12 protein-coding genes are annotated in these 16,444 nt (G+C 52.6%); 6 read left to right on the top strand and 6 right to left on the bottom strand.

What is annotated here, in order from left to right; genetic code table 11:
* Positions 1-74 precede the first annotated feature (74 nt).
* The 5 genes from budA to AM410_RS00805 all read left to right on the top strand — a co-directional run bounded on the left by budA (position 75) and on the right by AM410_RS00805 (position 4,804).
* Positions 75-854, top strand: a complete 780-nt coding sequence (budA, locus tag AM410_RS00825) for an acetolactate decarboxylase (protein WP_025204708.1) — start codon at positions 75-77, stop codon at positions 852-854.
* A 13-nt stretch (positions 855-867) separates the two neighbouring features.
* On the top strand, positions 868-2,547 hold the full coding sequence (alsS, locus tag AM410_RS00820; protein ID WP_020885041.1) for an acetolactate synthase AlsS: 1,680 nt from the start codon (positions 868-870) through the stop codon (positions 2,545-2,547).
* Positions 2,548-2,567: 20 nt separating this feature from the next.
* On the top strand, positions 2,568-3,338 hold the full coding sequence (locus AM410_RS00815) for a (S)-acetoin forming diacetyl reductase (RefSeq protein WP_040016887.1): 771 nt from the start codon (positions 2,568-2,570) through the stop codon (positions 3,336-3,338).
* Between the two features lie 131 nt (positions 3,339-3,469).
* Positions 3,470-3,943: a cold-shock protein gene (locus tag AM410_RS00810; protein WP_014169053.1), complete on the top strand. Its 474-nt coding sequence runs from the start codon at positions 3,470-3,472 to the stop codon at positions 3,941-3,943.
* A 162-nt stretch (positions 3,944-4,105) separates the two neighbouring features.
* Positions 4,106-4,804 carry a GNAT family N-acetyltransferase gene (locus AM410_RS00805; protein ID WP_014169054.1) on the top strand — a complete coding sequence of 233 codons (699 nt, stop codon included), beginning with the start codon at positions 4,106-4,108 and terminating at the stop codon, positions 4,802-4,804.
* 46 nt (positions 4,805-4,850) lie between these two features.
* Here AM410_RS00805 and betA read toward each other — a convergent pair whose 3' ends face one another.
* From betA to betI, 3 genes are read right to left on the bottom strand one after another with little or no spacing between them, the layout of a single operon-like run.
* Positions 4,851-6,515, bottom strand: a complete 1,665-nt coding sequence (betA, locus tag AM410_RS00800; RefSeq protein ID WP_020885039.1) for a choline dehydrogenase — start codon at positions 6,513-6,515, stop codon at positions 4,851-4,853.
* Between the two features lie 13 nt (positions 6,516-6,528).
* Positions 6,529-8,001 carry a betaine-aldehyde dehydrogenase gene (gene betB / locus AM410_RS00795; protein WP_078774894.1) on the bottom strand — a complete coding sequence of 491 codons (1,473 nt, stop codon included), beginning with the start codon at positions 7,999-8,001 and terminating at the stop codon, positions 6,529-6,531.
* 13 nt (positions 8,002-8,014) lie between these two features.
* Positions 8,015-8,602 carry a transcriptional regulator BetI gene (betI, locus tag AM410_RS00790; protein WP_020885037.1) on the bottom strand — a complete coding sequence of 196 codons (588 nt, stop codon included), beginning with the start codon at positions 8,600-8,602 and terminating at the stop codon, positions 8,015-8,017.
* A 128-nt stretch (positions 8,603-8,730) separates the two neighbouring features.
* Here betI and betT point away from each other — a divergent pair, with 128 nt between their 5' ends.
* Complete coding sequence (gene betT, locus AM410_RS00780; protein ID WP_014169058.1) at positions 8,731-10,764, top strand: choline BCCT transporter BetT; 2,034 nt, start codon at positions 8,731-8,733, stop codon at positions 10,762-10,764.
* A gap of 84 nt (positions 10,765-10,848) precedes the next feature.
* On the opposite strand, the gene AM410_RS00775 is transcribed toward betT, so the two are convergent.
* From AM410_RS00775 to AM410_RS00765, 3 genes are read right to left on the bottom strand one after another with little or no spacing between them, the layout of a single operon-like run.
* Positions 10,849-12,954: a prolyl oligopeptidase family serine peptidase gene (locus tag AM410_RS00775; RefSeq protein WP_108647365.1), complete on the bottom strand. Its 2,106-nt coding sequence runs from the start codon at positions 12,952-12,954 to the stop codon at positions 10,849-10,851.
* Positions 12,951-15,083 carry a peptidase domain-containing ABC transporter gene (locus AM410_RS00770; RefSeq protein WP_063925327.1) on the bottom strand — a complete coding sequence of 711 codons (2,133 nt, stop codon included), beginning with the start codon at positions 15,081-15,083 and terminating at the stop codon, positions 12,951-12,953. Before AM410_RS00770 ends, AM410_RS00775 begins: the two co-directional genes overlap by 4 nt.
* The gene (locus AM410_RS00765) at positions 15,076-16,350 is read right to left on the bottom strand and encodes an HlyD family secretion protein (RefSeq protein ID WP_108647363.1); all 1,275 of its coding nucleotides are present in this window, start codon (positions 16,348-16,350) and stop codon (positions 15,076-15,078) included. Before AM410_RS00765 ends, AM410_RS00770 begins: the two co-directional genes overlap by 8 nt.
* Between the last annotated feature and the right edge of the window lie 94 nt (positions 16,351-16,444).

The following is a 16,444-nucleotide window of genomic DNA, read 5'->3' as shown; positions in this document are numbered from 1 at the left end:
ATATTGGAACTCTATGCTGAATCGGGTCAACATTTATTTAACCTTTCTAAATAAAGTTGAAGAGGACGAGCATGATGGTGCATTCATCTGCATGCGACTGTGAGGCCAGTTTGTGCGAGACCCTGCGTGGGTTTTCTGCCCAGCATCCTGACAGCGTGATCTATCAGACATCGCTAATGAGCGCCCTGTTAAGCGGCGTGTACGAGGGGGATACCACTATCGCCGATCTGCTTGCGCACGGCGATTTTGGTCTGGGTACGTTCAACGAGCTGGATGGCGAAATGATTGCCTTCAGCAGCCAGGTGTATCAGCTGCGCGCCGACGGGAGTGCACGTGCCGCGAAGCCGGAGCAAAAAACACCGTTTGCGGTGATGACCTGGTTCCAGCCGCAGTATCGCAAAACCTTCGATGCGCCGGTCAGCCGTCAGCAGATCCACGACGTGATCGACCAGCAAATCCCCTCCGATAACCTGTTCTGTGCGTTACGCATCGACGGTAATTTCCGCCACGCCCACACCCGTACCGTTCCGCGTCAAAAGCCGCCATACCGTGCCATGACCGACGTGCTGGACGACCAGCCGGTGTTCCGCTTTAACCAGCGAGAAGGGGTACTGGTCGGGTTCCGCACGCCGCAGCATATGCAGGGCATTAACGTCGCGGGATATCACGAACATTTTATCACCGACGATCGTCAGGGCGGCGGGCATCTGCTCGACTACCAGCTGGAGAGCGGCGTGCTGACCTTCGGTGAAATTCACAAACTGATGATCGACCTGCCTGCCGACAGCGCATTTTTACAGGCCAACCTTCACCCCAGCAACCTTGATGCTGCAATCCGTTCCGTCGAAAACTAACAGGAGAACCACCGTGAACAGTGATAAACAGGCACGTCAGTGGGCGCATGGCGCCGATATGGTCGTAGGCCAGCTGGAAGCGCAGGGCGTGAAGCAGGTTTTCGGTATTCCGGGTGCAAAAATCGACAAAGTATTTGATTCCTTGCTCGATTCCTCCATCGAAATCATTCCCGTGCGCCACGAAGCGAACGCGGCGTTTATGGCCGCAGCGGTAGGGCGCCTCACCGGCAAGGCCGGGGTCGCGCTGGTCACCTCCGGACCGGGCTGCTCAAACCTGATCACCGGGATTGCCACCGCCAACAGTGAGGGCGATCCGGTGGTCGCGCTGGGCGGTGCCGTGAAGCGGGCAGATAAAGCGAAGCTGGTGCATCAGAGCATGGACACAGTCGCCATGTTCAGCCCGGTGACGAAATACGCCGTAGAGGTGAGTTCACCGGATGCGATTGCCGAAGTGGTCTCGAACGCGTTTCGCGCTGCCGAGCACGGCAGGCCTGGGGGCGCGTTCGTCAGCCTGCCGCAGGATATTGTCGACCAGCCCGCCACGGGCGCGATTTTGCCGGGCAGCAGTACTGCCAAAATGGGGCCAGCACCGGAGTCCGCCATTAACGACGTGGCGAAGCTTATCGAAAAAGCCAAAAATCCGGTCATTTTACTGGGGCTGATGGCCAGCCAGCCTGCCAACAGCGCCGCGCTGCGTAAGCTGCTGGAGAAAAGCCGCATCCCGGTCACCAGTACCTATCAGGCGGCGGGGGCGGTGAACCAGGAACATTTCACCCGCTTTGCCGGACGTGTCGGCCTCTTTAACAACCAGGCTGGCGACAGATTGCTGCATCTGGCGGATCTGATTATCTGCATCGGTTACAGCCCGGTGGAATACGAACCGTCCATGTGGAACAGCGGCGACGCCACGCTGGTGCATATCGATGTGCTGCCCGCCTATGAAGAACGCAATTATGTGCCTGACCTCGAGCTGGTGGGGGACATCGCCGAAACGCTGAACCTGCTCGCCAGCCGGATCGCCCACAAGCTGGAGCTCAGCGCGCGTGCGTCAGAAATCCTGGTCGATCGTCAGCATCAACGGGATCTGCTCGATCGCCGTGGCGCCTCGCTCAATCAGTTTGCCCTGCATCCGCTGCGCATCGTGCGGGCCATGCAGGACATCGTCAATAACGACGTTACGCTCACCGTTGATATGGGGAGCTTCCACATCTGGATCGCCCGCTATCTCTATAGCTTCCGCGCACGTCAGGTCATGATCTCTAACGGTCAGCAGACCATGGGCGTTGCACTGCCGTGGGCGATTGGTGCGTGGCTGGTCAATCCTGGCCGCAAGGTGGTCTCGGTGTCCGGTGACGGCGGCTTCCTGCAGTCGAGCATGGAGCTGGAAACCGCCGTGCGTCTTAACGCCAATGTGCTGCACATCATCTGGGTGGACAACGCCTACAACATGGTGGCGATCCAGGAAGAGAAAAAATACCAGCGCCTTTCCGGCGTAGAGTTCGGCCCGGTCGATTTCAAAGTCTATGCCGATGCCTTTGGGGCGAAAGGCTTTGCCGTCGAGAGCGCGGATGCGCTGGAGCCTACGCTGCGTGCTGCAATGGATGTCGATGGCCCGGCCGTGGTCGCCATTCCCGTCGACTATAGCGATAACCCGCTGCTGATGGGCCAGCTCCATCTCAGCCAGATTTTGTGAATCAATATAAGGACAGAGAAATGCAAAAAGTTGCTCTCGTAACAGGCTCAGGCCAGGGGATTGGTAAAGCGATTGCGCTTCGCCTGGTGAAAGACGGTTTTGCCGTCGCCATCGCGGATTACAACGAAGAGACGGCAAAAGCCGTTGCCGATGAGATCGTCCGCAATGGGGGGAAGGCCGTCGCCGTGAAGGTGGATGTCTCCAGCCGCGAGCAGGTGTTTGCAGCGGTGGAAAAAGCCCGCACTGCGCTGGGCGGTTTCAACGTGATCGTCAACAATGCCGGGGTCGCGCCTTCCACGCCAATTGAGTCGATCACCCCGGAAATTGTCGACAAAGTTTACAACATCAACGTCAAAGGGGTTATCTGGGGTATCCAGGCCGCCATTGACGCCTTCCGTAAAGAAGGGCACGGCGGCAAGATCATCAACGCCTGTTCACAGGCAGGCCATACCGGGAACCCTGAACTGGCGGTCTACAGTTCCAGTAAGTTTGCGGTACGCGGGTTAACCCAGACGGCGGCACGTGATCTTGCGCCATTAGGGATCACCGTTAACGCTTACTGCCCGGGCATCGTCAAAACGCCGATGTGGGCGGAAATTGACCGCCAGGTCTCCGAAGCGGCGGGTAAACCGCTCGGCTACGGTACTGAAACGTTTGCCAAACGCATTACGCTTGGCAGATTGTCCGAACCCGAAGATGTGGCCGCCTGCGTCTCTTATCTCGCCGGGCCAGATTCCGACTACATGACCGGTCAGTCCCTGTTGATTGACGGTGGTATGGTGTTCAACTAAATACTAATAAGCTCTGACATGAGTTTTCCCCTGCCCCCGTGCAGGGGCTTTTTTTTGTCTCCTCAGCCATTGTGGATTACACTGCGCGCTGCAAAACTTTAGTCTTAGAGATCTGACAGGCGGTAACAGCGATGAACGGTACAATCACAACGTGGTTTAAAGATAAAGGCTTTGGATTTATCAAAGATGAAAACGGTGACAACCGCTATTTTCATGTGATTAAGGTCGCCAACCCTGATCTGATTAAGAAAGACGCAGCGGTGACCTTCGAGCCCACAACCAACAACAAAGGCCTTTCCGCCTATGCGGTGAAGGTGATCCCGGAAAGCAAACACCTCTATATCGCAGGCGAGCGCGTGAAGCTCACCTCGATCAAATCGTTTGTGGTGTTCAGCGAAGAAGAGCCAGCAGATACCGGCATCGATAAAGAGAACGCGGTACTGTCCGTGGGGCTGCTGATGAACAACATCAAACCCAAGTCTGACAAAAAACCGGGTGAAATGCGCACGGTGAAGAAGCTGGCTATCACCACCTTCCAGAATACGACGATGATCTTCACGGAAGATGAGATCGACATCGACGCTACGGTGAAGCTGCTGAAATAATGTTTTGCCGGGTAGGGCGACGTCTTACCCGGCGTACCGCTGTCATCCTGGCGTGCAAACGCCACTTCCCCCGTTTTCCCGAGCAGGCGATACGCCGCGTCTCTTTTCGTCCGCTTTTTAACCTGCTATAACAAAACCCTTATCCTTCCGGGAGTCAACGCCGTGCCCGAGCTTAATCAACATGGTCAAACTGTTAACGATATCGTCCCCGACTGGAAATGCGCCCGTGCGTTAACCCGCACTCCGCTCGTCGGTCAGTATTGTCGTCTGGAGCCGCTGGATGCCGAACGCCACGCCGCGGATTTGTATGAGGCCTATGCGCTGGGGGACGACAGCGACTGGACGTGGCTTGTCAGTACCCAGCCCGTGAGCGTTGAAGACACCGCGGAATGGGTCCTTGGCAAAGTACTGGATGATGAACTGGTGCCGTACGCCGTCATCGATTTACGTACCGGGCAAGCGGTGGGGCTGGTGAGTTATATGGCAATAGAGCGCATGCAAGGGTCGGTGGAGATCGGCCACGTCACCTGGTCACGCAAGATGAAAGGCTCCCGCCTCGGCACGGAAACCGTATGGCTGTTGCTCAGGAATGCATTCGAGCATGGCTATCGTCGGCTGGAGTGGAAGTGCGATTCAATGAACACTGCCTCGCGTAATGCGGCGGAAAGGCTGGGGTTTGTCTGGGAAGGCCGGCTGCGTCAGAAGCTGGTGCGCAAAGGGCGCAACCGCGACAGCGACATGCTGTCAATCATTGATGGCGAATGGCCACAGCGGGATGCCGAACTCCGCGCCTGGCTGGCTGAAGCGAATTTTGACGGGGAAGGGCGGCAGCGTAAAAAGCTGGAGGCGTTTCGTCTGTAAAATATGCCCCTCACCCGTTGGGAGAGGGGCTGCTTAGCAAACTGCGTTACAGGCGAACCGGTGCACCGTTGGCGACATAATATGCCGCGGTACTCTTCGCCAGCGGCTCGCGTCCGCGAATGGCATCGGCAATTTTCTCGCCAATCATGATGGTGGTGGCGTTCAGGTTGCCGGTGATGATCTGCGGCATAATGGACGCATCCACCACGCGTAATCCTTCCAGCCCATGAACGCGACCTTCGCCGTCGACCACGGCCATTTCGTCATACCCCATCTTACAGGTGCCGCACGGGTGGAAGGCGGTTTCAGCGTGGTTACGCACAAACTCGTCCAGCTGTTCGTCGGTCTGGCACTCAATGCCCGGGCTGATTTCCCGTCCACGGTATTTATCCAGCGCCGGCTGGTGCATGATCTCACGGGTGATGCGGATAGCATCGCGAAACTCCTGCCAGTCCTGTTCGTGGGACATATAGTTGAACAGGATCGCCGGATGCTGATGCGGATCGCGTGATTTAATCCGTACATGCCCGCGGCTTGGTGAGCGCATGGAGCCAACGTGGCACTGGAAACCGTGCTCTTTGACCGCGTTCGATCCGTTGTAGTTAATGGCGACCGGCAGGAAGTGGTACTGAATATTCGGCCATTCAAACTCTTCGCGGCTGCGGATAAACCCACCGGCTTCAAAGTGGTTGCTCGCTCCCACGCCGGTGCCGCCAAACAGCCACTCCGCGCCAATTTTCGGCTGGTTCCACCACTGCAGGGCAGGGTAGAGAGAAACCGGCTCTTTGCACTCGTACTGCAGGTACATCTCTAAGTGATCCTGCAGGTTTTCACCCACACCCGGGAGGTCATGTACCAGCGGGATGTCAAACTGCTTCAGCAGTTCCGCGTTACCCACGCCGGAGCGCTGCAGGATCTGCGGAGAGGCAATCGCCCCGGCGCACAGCAGCACCTCTTTGCTGGCCGTCGCTTTTGACGGAATCGTGCTCTCGCCTTCCAGCCACTCGACGCCTGTCGCGCGTTTGCCGTCAAAAATAATGTGATCGGTCATGGCATGGGTGCGAATGGTCAGGTTCGGGCGTGATTTCGCCTGATCCAGATAGCCGCGTGCGGTACTGGCGCGACGGCCCTGCGGCGTCACGGTTCTGTCCATCGGGCCGAAGCCTTCCTGCTGATAGCCGTTAAGGTCGTCAGTACGCGGGTAGCCCGCCTGCACACCGGCTTCTACCATCGCTTCAAACAGCGGGTTTACGCCGGGTTTAGAGGTGGTCACGCTCACCGGGCCGTCGCCGCCGTGGTAGTCGTTTGGCCCCACGTCACGGGTCTCTGCCTTACGGTAGTAGGGCAGGCAGTTGAGATAGCTCCAGTGTTCCAGACCCGGCTCAGTTGCCCAGTTGTCCAGATCCATCGCGTTACCGCGGATGTAGCACATGCCGTTGATCAGGGATGAGCCGCCCAGCCCTTTGCCGCGACCGCACTCCATACGGCGGTTGTTCATGTGCGGCTCGGGCTCGGTTTCATACGCCCAGTTGTAACGCTTGCCCTGCAAGGGAAACGCCAGCGCGGCAGGCATCTGGGTGCGGAAGTCAAAACGGTAATCCGGGCCGCCCGCTTCGAGCAGCAGAACGGTGGTATTGGGATCTTCCGTCAGTCGTGTTGCCAGTACGTTGCCGGCAGAGCCGGCACCAATAATGATGTAGTCAAATTGCAAAAAAACCTCCCGGTTAAAATATGGACTGGAATTTACCCATCTCAACCTGGATGGACTTCACCTGGGTATAACTCTGGAGCGTCATTACGCCGTTCTCGCGGCCAATGCCGGAGTGTTTGTAGCCACCAACCGGCATCTCTGCCGCGGATTCACCCCAGGTGTTGATCCAGCAGATACCCGCTTCAAGCTGGTGGATCGCGCTGTGCGCGCGGTTCAGGTCGGCAGTCACGATGCCCGCCGCCAGACCGTAATCGGTGTCGTTGGCGCGACGAATCACCTCTTTGTCGGTTTCGTACGTGAGGATGGACATCACCGGCCCGAAGATCTCTTCGCGCACGATGGTCATCTCATCGGTGCAGTCGGTGAACACGGTGGGAGCCACCCACGCGCCGTTGTCAAAGCCTTCGCCTTTCAGCACATCGCCACCGCACAGCACACGCGCGCCTTCCTCTTTGCCTTTGGCGATATAGCGCAGCACGTTTTCGCGGTGCGGGAAGCTCACCAGTGGGCCAAAGTTGGTGCGTTCGTCGAACAGATCGCCCGCGCGAATACGTGCCACGCGCTCAACAATTTTCTGCTCAAACGCGGCTTTGAATTTCGCCGGCACGAACACGCGGGTGCCGTTGGTGCATACCTGGCCGGAACTGAAGAAGTTGGCCATCATGGCGATGTCCGCCGCGAGATCCAGGTCGGCATCGTCGAAAATAACCAGCGGGGATTTCCCGCCCAACTCCATCGTCACCTCTTTCAGGGACGAGGCCGCCGAATTGGCCATCACTTTTTTGCCGCTGGCAACGCCGCCGGTGAAGGAGACTTTGGCGATACCCGGGTGCTCGGTCAGGAACTGACCGGTTTCTGCGCCCACGCCCGGCAGAACGTTAAACACGCCGTCCGGCAGACCCGCTTCGGTGTAGATTTCGGCAAGCTTCAGGGCGGTGAGGGGCGTCACTTCGCTCGGTTTGAAGATCATCGCGTTACCTGCGGCCAGCGCTGGCGCGGATTTCCACAGGGCGATCTGGATCGGGTAGTTCCACGCGCCAATGCCCGCGACCACGCCCAGCGGTTCACGACGGGTATAGACAAATGAGGTATCGCGCAGGGGGATCTGGCTGCCTTCCAGCGCCGGGATCAGCCCTGCGTAGTACTCCAGCACGTCCGCGCCGGTGACGATATCAACGGTGCTGGTTTCTGAGTACGCTTTGCCAGTGTCGAGGGTTTCCAGCTTCGCCAGCTCGTCGTTACGCTCACGAAGAATGTCTACCGCACGGCGCAGAATGCGCGAGCGCTCCATGGCGGTCATTGCCGCCCAGATTTTTTGCCCGCGCTGCGCGCTTTCTACGGCGCGATCGACATCCTCGCGCCCGGCGGCCTGAACGGTCGCCAGGACTTCACCGTTGGCCGGGTTGATGGTCTCGAAGGTGCGACCGCTGGTGGCCGATGTATAACCACCATTGATATAAAGCTGCTGTTCTGCCATTCGGGACATAAATTCTCCTCGGTTAATCGGTCGGTAAATGCTGGCTAATAAAGTGGCTGGTGAGCGACTGGGCCAGGGTTTTATCCAGCGGTTTGCCACTCAGCGCGGCGCGCAGCCACAGCCCGTCAATCAGCGCCGCGAGCCCGTAACCCGCCTCCTGCGCCTGTTCGCGCGGCAGCTCGCGGCGGAACTCATACACCAGGTTCGACAGCAGACGGCGGCTGCTCACCTGCTGCAGACGGTAGAGCATTGGCTGATGCATGCTGCTCGCCCAGAAGGCCAGCCAGGCTTTCATTGCCGCGCCGCTGATCTGGGTTTCATCAAAATTGCCGCCGACAATCGCCTGCAGACGCTGCTCTGCGCTGCCGTGCGGTAAGGCATGCAAACGGTTCAATACCGCGTCGCGCAGCTGGCCGGTGATGTCGCGCATGGTCGCTTCCAGCAGGCCATTTTTGTCCTTGAAATAGTGACTGATGATCCCCGTGGAAACGCCCGCCCGACGGGCGATCTGCGCGATGGTCGCGTCATGCATTCCCACTTCATTTATTGCTTCCAGCGTGGCGTCGATCAGTTGCCTGCGCCGGATTGGCTGCATCCCCACTTTGGGCATTTTTGCCACTCCATTCATCAGCGTTGGTTAACCATTAAAGCGGTTTTTGATTGGACGTTCAATATAAAATGTGTCTTAATTGTTGCGGTTTTGGATTTCAATAGTTACAAAAACAGTGGGGATACTGGATGACAGATCTTTCGCAAGACAGAGAAAAGGACAAAATCAATCCGGTTGTTTTTTATACATCCGCAGGACTGATTTTGTTGTTTTCCCTGATGACGATCTTCTTTAGCGATTTTTCTGCCGAGTGGATTGGGCGCACCCTGAACTGGGTGTCGAAGACCTTCGGCTGGTACTACTTGCTGGCGGCGACGCTCTATATCGTCTTCGTCGTCTGCATCGCCTGCTCGCGCTTTGGCTCGGTAAAGCTCGGGCCGGAACAGTCAAAACCCGAGTTCAGCCTGCTGAGCTGGGCCGCGATGCTGTTTGCCGCGGGCATTGGTATTGACCTGATGTTCTTCTCCGTGGCGGAACCGGTCACGCAATATATGCAGCCACCGGAAGGGGCGGGGCAGACGATGGAGGCCGCGCGACAGGCAATGGTCTGGACATTGTTCCACTACGGCTTAACCGGCTGGTCGATGTATGCCCTGATGGGTATGGCGCTTGGATACTTTAGCTATCGTTATAATTTACCCCTCACGATCCGCTCCGCGCTCTATCCGATTTTCGGTAAAAAAATTAACGGACCGATTGGACACACCGTGGATATCGCGGCGGTGATTGGCACCATCTTTGGGATCGCCACCACGCTCGGTATCGGCGTGGTGCAGCTCAACTACGGTCTGAGCGTGCTGTTTGATATCCCGGATTCCATGGCGGCCAAAGCGGCGCTGATCGCGCTGTCGGTGATTATCGCCACCATTTCGGTTACCTCCGGCGTGGACAAGGGCATTCGCGTGCTTTCTGAGCTGAACGTCGCGCTGGCGCTGGGGCTGATCCTGTTCGTGCTGTTTATGGGCGATACGTCATTCCTGCTCAATGCGTTAGTGCTGAACGTGGGTGATTACGTGAACCGCTTTATGGGTATGACGCTGAACAGCTTCGCCTTTGACCGCCCGGTCGAGTGGATGAACAACTGGACGCTGTTCTTCTGGGCGTGGTGGGTCGCGTGGTCGCCGTTTGTTGGCCTGTTCCTGGCGCGTATTTCGCGTGGACGCACCATTCGTCAGTTTGTGATGGGCACGCTGATTATCCCGTTCACCTTTACGCTGCTGTGGCTGTCGGTGTTCGGCAACAGCGCGCTGCACGAGATCATTCACGGCAATGCGACGTTTGCGCAGGAAGCGATGGTGCATCCGGAGCGGGGGTTCTACAGCCTGCTGGCGCAGTATCCGGCGTTTACCTTTAGCGCCTCTGTTGCGACCATTACCGGCCTGCTGTTTTACGTCACCTCGGCGGATTCCGGCGCGCTGGTGCTGGGGAACTTCACCTCGAAGCTCAAGGACATTAACAGCGATGCTCCCAACTGGCTGCGCATCTTCTGGTCTGTCGCCATTGGCCTGCTGACCCTGGGCATGCTGATGACCAACGGTATTTCTGCCCTGCAGAACACCACGGTGATCATGGGTCTGCCGTTCAGTTTCGTGATCTTCTTCGTGATGGCCGGGTTGTATAAATCTCTCAAGGTGGAAGATTACCGCCGCGTCAGCGCCAGCCGCGATACCGCGCCACGCCCGATGGGTGCGCAGGACAGACTGAGCTGGAAAAAGCGGTTGTCACGCCTGATGAACTATCCGGGCACGCGCTACACCAAACAGATGATGGAAACGGTCTGCTTCCCGGCGATGGAAGAGGTGGCGCAGGAGCTGAAGCTGCGTGGTGCGTATGTTGAACTGAAAAACCTGCCGCCGGATGACGGTGAGACTCTGGGACACCTGGATCTGCTGGTGCATATGGGCGACGAACAAAACTTTGTCTACCAGATTTGGCCACAGCAGTATTCGGTGCCCGGATTTACCTATCGCGCACGCAGTGGGAAATCAACGTATTACCGCCTTGAGACGTTCCTGCTGGAAGGGAGCCAGGGGAATGACCTGATGGATTACAGTAAGGAACAGGTGATTACGGATATACTGGATCAGTATGAGCGGCACCTGAACTTTATTCACCTCCATCGCGAGGCGCCGGGGAATAGCGTGATGTTCCCGGATGTTTGAGCGGGATAACTAAGTGAATAAAGCGGTATCCTGGAGCAGGGTACCGCTTTTTTTAATGGCGTGGCACATACGTGCTGCGCAATATTAATGATTCTGAAAATGAATACCGGTTTTCCATATAAAGAAACTCACAGTGTCGACTAATTTTGAATCAGCTTCTGCGTAGGTGGCCGCATTGTGTCCTCCTTGACTGTAAGCTAATACCAGCACCGGAACATTCCACGGTTTGTTTATTGTCCGCAATCGGGCTGCGAATTTTGCTGTCTGCCAGGGGGAGACACGTTGGTCATGTAGGCCGACCGTTAACAACACCGGGGGATAGCGTTTACCTGGAACCAGATGCTGATAAGCGTCTATTTTTAACAAATTGAGCATGCCTGATTGTGTAAAAGGTGAACCCAACTCTTCAAAATTCATCTCGCCTATTGGAATTTTATCCAGTCGACTGGTATTAAGTATTCCGACGTCTATCGCCACAGCTGAAAATAGTTCTGGGCGAAGCGTCATTGCCATACCCATTATAATCCCCCCCGCGCTCTCACCACTGATCACCAATTTTGATGGTGAGGTGTATTTATTATCAACGAGATATTCAGCGCAACGAATAAAATCATTAATAGAATTTTCTTTCTTATTCGCTCTACCTCCTTCATGCCATGCTGGACCCAGTTCACCTCCTCCTCGAACATGCGCGATTGCGATGGCTCCGCCTTGTTCAAGCCAGAGCAAGCGGGAAATATCAAATTCAGGAAGGGTACTTACTCCATAAGCGCCGTAAGCTGTCAACCAGATGGGGGTGGCACCATTGTGTTCAATCCCTTTATGATGAATTAAAGTTAACGGAACGCGGACGTTATCTGCTGTGAGAACCCATATTTCTTCCGTCACATAGTCTGTAAAGGATTCTTTTACCGATGATATTAAATTCGTATCTCTGATGCGATTATTGACCGGGTTATACTGGAAAATAGCAGGTTGCGTGAGCCAACTCTGTCGGGTAAAGAGGATATCCTTGCGGTTATTGCTGGCGAATATTGCACTCACATTTTCATCTGCTGGTGCTGGAATGAACTGGTGTTTATTCGGGTCATCAAAAGGAATACGTACGAATTTATTGGTACCAGAGTCATGGTATGCAATATAAAGTGAATCCCGACTGGTGGTTAGCTGGGTGAGCTCACCATTTGCCCAGCTCATCACATGCTCTCGTTTTGAAGTAGGAGTACTCAGATCGACTCTTAAGATATCATAACCTGATGATGAATTCATGTTAGCAAAATAAATCCACTTTCCAGAGCAAACAAAGGCAGAAACATTCTCATCAACATCAATGATTTTGGCCCAGTGTAATATTCCGTTGAGTGCGGGATCGTTTTTTGCTGAAAAAATATAGCCGCCATAACCGCTGATTGATTTCGAAAAATAAACGATGAGATATGCAGAGTCGGGGGATGCAAACAAATTAACGTTTTCACATTTCTTCTGTGTCAATTCCGGGAGAGTATGCCAGTCAAAAGTCATAACATCATTTTGGCTCCCTAAATGATGGTAGTAGACTTTTCCGCATGTTTGTCGCCCGGTATCATGAGTTGTATCGTTAAGACTGTAATAAAATGACTGGTTATCCGCTGCCCAGACAACATTAGGATAGCGAACCGCGGAAATTTCATCTTTTAATACGACACCATCCGCAACTCTGATGACATTTATTGCCGTAGTTTCAGTACCATTTTTCGATAATCCAAAAGCCACATAGTGACCGTCTGGAGATGGGCTAAAAAAATTAATCCCATATCCGACGGGAGGGGTAATAACCACTCGTTCAGGTTTTCCCTTTTGTTGCACAAAAAGCCGCAGATAAGGATGTTCAGTTGTCGATCGTAGGTAGAAACGACGATCGCCCGCATCATAGATATCAGATAGAGTTGGTTCTGTGTTAACCAGTATGCTTAGTCTTTTCGCCAGTGCATTTCGCCAGGGGAGGGTGTGTAATATTTTAACCGCCTGGTCTGATTGATGGCTTAGCCAACGAGCTGTCTGTTGTCCGTCGGTTTCCATCCAGCGATAAGGATCTACGTTGTTGTCAACATCAGCGTTTCTCCCATGGGCATGAGTGAAAAAAACGCAGCCAAACAAAATGACTATTATGAATAATGTCGGTTTTATACTCAGTCTTACGCAATTTTTCATTCAGAGTGCAGTCCATGCTGTTCTGTCTGTGGCATTAATCGAATCACACGCTCAACAGATGCGATGGTTGATTGTCTGTGAGCAATGATTATTCGGGTGATGTTTAGCTTTTTGATAGCCTGATTAACATACGTTTCACTCTCTTCGTCCAAGGCACTGGTTGCTTCATCCATAAATAATATCCCGGGTTTACGATAAAGTGCGCGGGCAATAAAGATGCGTTGTTTCTGTCCTCCAGACAACCCCTCACCAAGTTCTCCAACTAATGTATCGTATCCCATGGGCATTTTTACAATAGCACCATGGATAAAGCTTGCGCGAGCGCACTCTTCCATCCATTCGTAATCGGCATTTTCATCGAAGCCACAAATATTTTCTCTAATTGAACCAGAAAATAACTTATCATCCTGCATTACGCACCCGATTATTTTGCGGTAATTGTTTAAACCAAGTTGTTGAATGTCATTACCATCGATCATTACTGAACCTGTCTGCGGTTCAAACAATCCACAAAGAACCCTCATAAGCGTTGTTTTACCTGCACCTGACGGACCTGTAATTGCCACACTTTCTCCAGCTAAAACCTGGAAAGAAAGACCACGAAAGACAGCGGCCGAATGGTCATCATATCGGTAGCTTAATGCATTTATTTCTAGGGCTACAGGTTTCATCGTGTTTAATATTTCTCTATCGGGCTTTTTCTTTTCTTGAGTATTAAGTGCAATATCTGCCACACGTTCATTATGAAGGTGCATCATGCGCAACTTAGTCAGGAAATTAGTTAATGACCAAATTCTGTCGGCAAATTGTTCTCTGAATACACCGAAAGCGATGAACATCCCAATTGTTATATCGTTATCTATAATGAGTCTTGAACCCAGCCATAGCATTGCTATCTGCTCGCAAGCAGTGATAAGGGAGTTTACGCCACCAAAAAGCAAATCCATTTTGGTGATTTTTATTTCAGTGTTAATTGTGTCAATTTCCAGGTTCAGCCAGTGGATGCTTCTTCTTTCACTAAAACCTTGCATTTTAATGGTCGCTATACCGTACAACGTTTCCATGAAATAAGATCGGGTTCGGGCGTCTCTAACGAGAATTTCCTCCGATAATTCGCGGTAGGTACTGTACGTCATAAGACGGATGAGGACATATAGAGCAGTAAAACACATAACAACGCCTGTGAGCCAGCCGCCATAAAGTGCCATCATAATGACGACACCGATCAACATCGTTCCATCGATGAGTGCTCCAACGATACTACTGGTAAAGGTTTCCCGAAGAGTGTTCAACGATCCAAAGCGCGACTGAATGTCACCTAACTTGCGTCGCTCAAAATAACTCAAAGGTAGCCGCAGTAAATGTGAAAATAACCCGGATTGCCACTGAACATTGATGAGCGTAGTCATTAATAATGAAGACCATGAACGCAGTGCGCTCAATGCCAGGCGTAAGAAAGTAAAGAGTAACAGACCAATACAAATCAGTGTCAGTAAGCCCACATCTGCAGCGGGAATAGCATGATCCAGTGCAAGCTGAGTACCTATCGGGATAAGAAGATTTATGGATTCAATAATGAGCGAATAGAAAAATATTTTCGCTAGCGTACCCTTAAGACCATGTACCTTTGCTGCAAGGGCTTTGAGGCTGAAGTGGTGACTTTCTTGCTCTTCGGTAAATGTACTTCCAGGCCATACTTCGAGTGCTATGCCAGTGAAGTATTGAGACATTTCCTCGAGATTTATCGTTCTACGGCCTCTGGCAGGGTCGTGTAGGATCACTCGATTTTGTTTCACACCGACCAGAACTACAAAATGGTTAAAATCCCAATGTAAGATGCAGGGGATCTTAAGCGAGTTGAGTTCATGAAGTTCCAGGGATAAACAGCGAGATGCAAGTCCTAATTGTTCAGCAATTTCTTTCATTCCTGCCAGTGTTGTCCCACGTGCAGATAGGTTGAATTGTTGTCGCAAGGATATGAGATTGCTATTTTTTCCATAGTGATTACAAATCATCGCAAGACATGCCAAACCGCATTCTGAGGATTCCGTTTGATGAACTAGTGGAACCCGAGAACGCAGATGAAGATCGAGTTGTCCGAGAAGCGTTTTAAAAGCACGTTTACTCATTTATCGGGCCCTCTATGCTATTTTTCATATCGTAGAAGGGGGAAAGCATCCACTGATAGATCTTCCTTTTTTCCAGAAATAAGGTGCTCTGAGCTTGCATTCCATTACCCAAGCTCAGACGTTTACCCGCGTACGCAATATTTTGTCTGTCAGGTTTGATAATAACTTTGTAGTAGGGTGCAGTTGAAGATGAGGCCACTTTAAGCGCCCCTTGATAGGTTTGCATTTCCTGTGGGGAGGCTGGGGAACGTGAGATGACAGAAATTGCTCCGCCAAACATACCGAATTTTTGAGCAGGAAAGGCTTCATAGCGGATGTTCACGCGGTCTCCAGCATTAAGATAGGGGACTGCGTCATTCGGTACCCAAATGACAAGAGAGAAATGATCGATATTGTATGGGATGATTTGTAGCAGACTGTCGCCCGGCTTGATCATCTGCCCGACGGTGACGCTAAGGGAATCTACCCTCCCGTTAGCCATGGCTCGGATAATAATAGCGCCTCCAGCATCAATACTCAGACGTTCTTTTTGCAATTCATAGCGCTGAAGTTCCATTTGATGAATCTGGTTATCAAATTCAGCGGCCTGCGTCTGAATCTGACTCTCCAGTGTTGTCACCTGCAACGCGTTTTGGTCACTCTGGGCAGACAGGTTAATCATGTTATTCTGTCGTTCGTAGTATAAGGCTATCTGATTAATCAGCTGATCCTGAGTAATAAGACCACGCGCCTGATAATGCCGGTAGTTCTCCATGTTAGTTTTCATTACATGGAGGCCTTCCTGGGCTTGGGTGATAATATCTGAGGAACGTTTGAGAGCAGCGCTATATTGTTCTTTTTGTTTTTTGAGCATCTCAAGAGTGTTTTTTTTATTTTCCTGGAGAAGAGACATGATTTGAGATATACGTGTCAGCTGGTTGTCAACATCCATACGCTGATTATCGCTGACAACACCGCTACGTGTGCTTTTACTAACATCGATCATGTAAATAGCATCACCTACTTTGAGCAGTTGACCTTCTTTGACAAATTGTTTAACTACCACCCCCTGAACACTGGCGTAAACGTTAGATGAACGAGGATAGGTGGTTATTTCTCCCACTACAGTTATTCTTCTCGTATAGGTGAACGTTAGGACGAAGGTTAGAAAAGCAATAACAAAAAAAACAGATAGCCCTGCAACCATCCAAACAGGGATCCCAGGCAGTAATATGGCTCTTCCTTGCCATCTCAATTTTTTGTGATCAACCGCTTTTTGGCGATACACGCACTTTTTCCTTTTTTTAAAAGATTTCGTGATTTTGTGTGGTTCACCAGGTGACAATTTTAAGTCAATTGCACCTGGTTATTCTGCATATCCA

Origin of the sequence: Enterobacter cloacae complex sp. FDA-CDC-AR_0164 (assembly GCF_003071645.1) — a bacterium.
GTDB lineage: Bacteria > Pseudomonadota > Gammaproteobacteria > Enterobacterales > Enterobacteriaceae > Enterobacter > Enterobacter ludwigii.
This window is presented reverse-complemented; position numbering and strand designations above follow the sequence as displayed.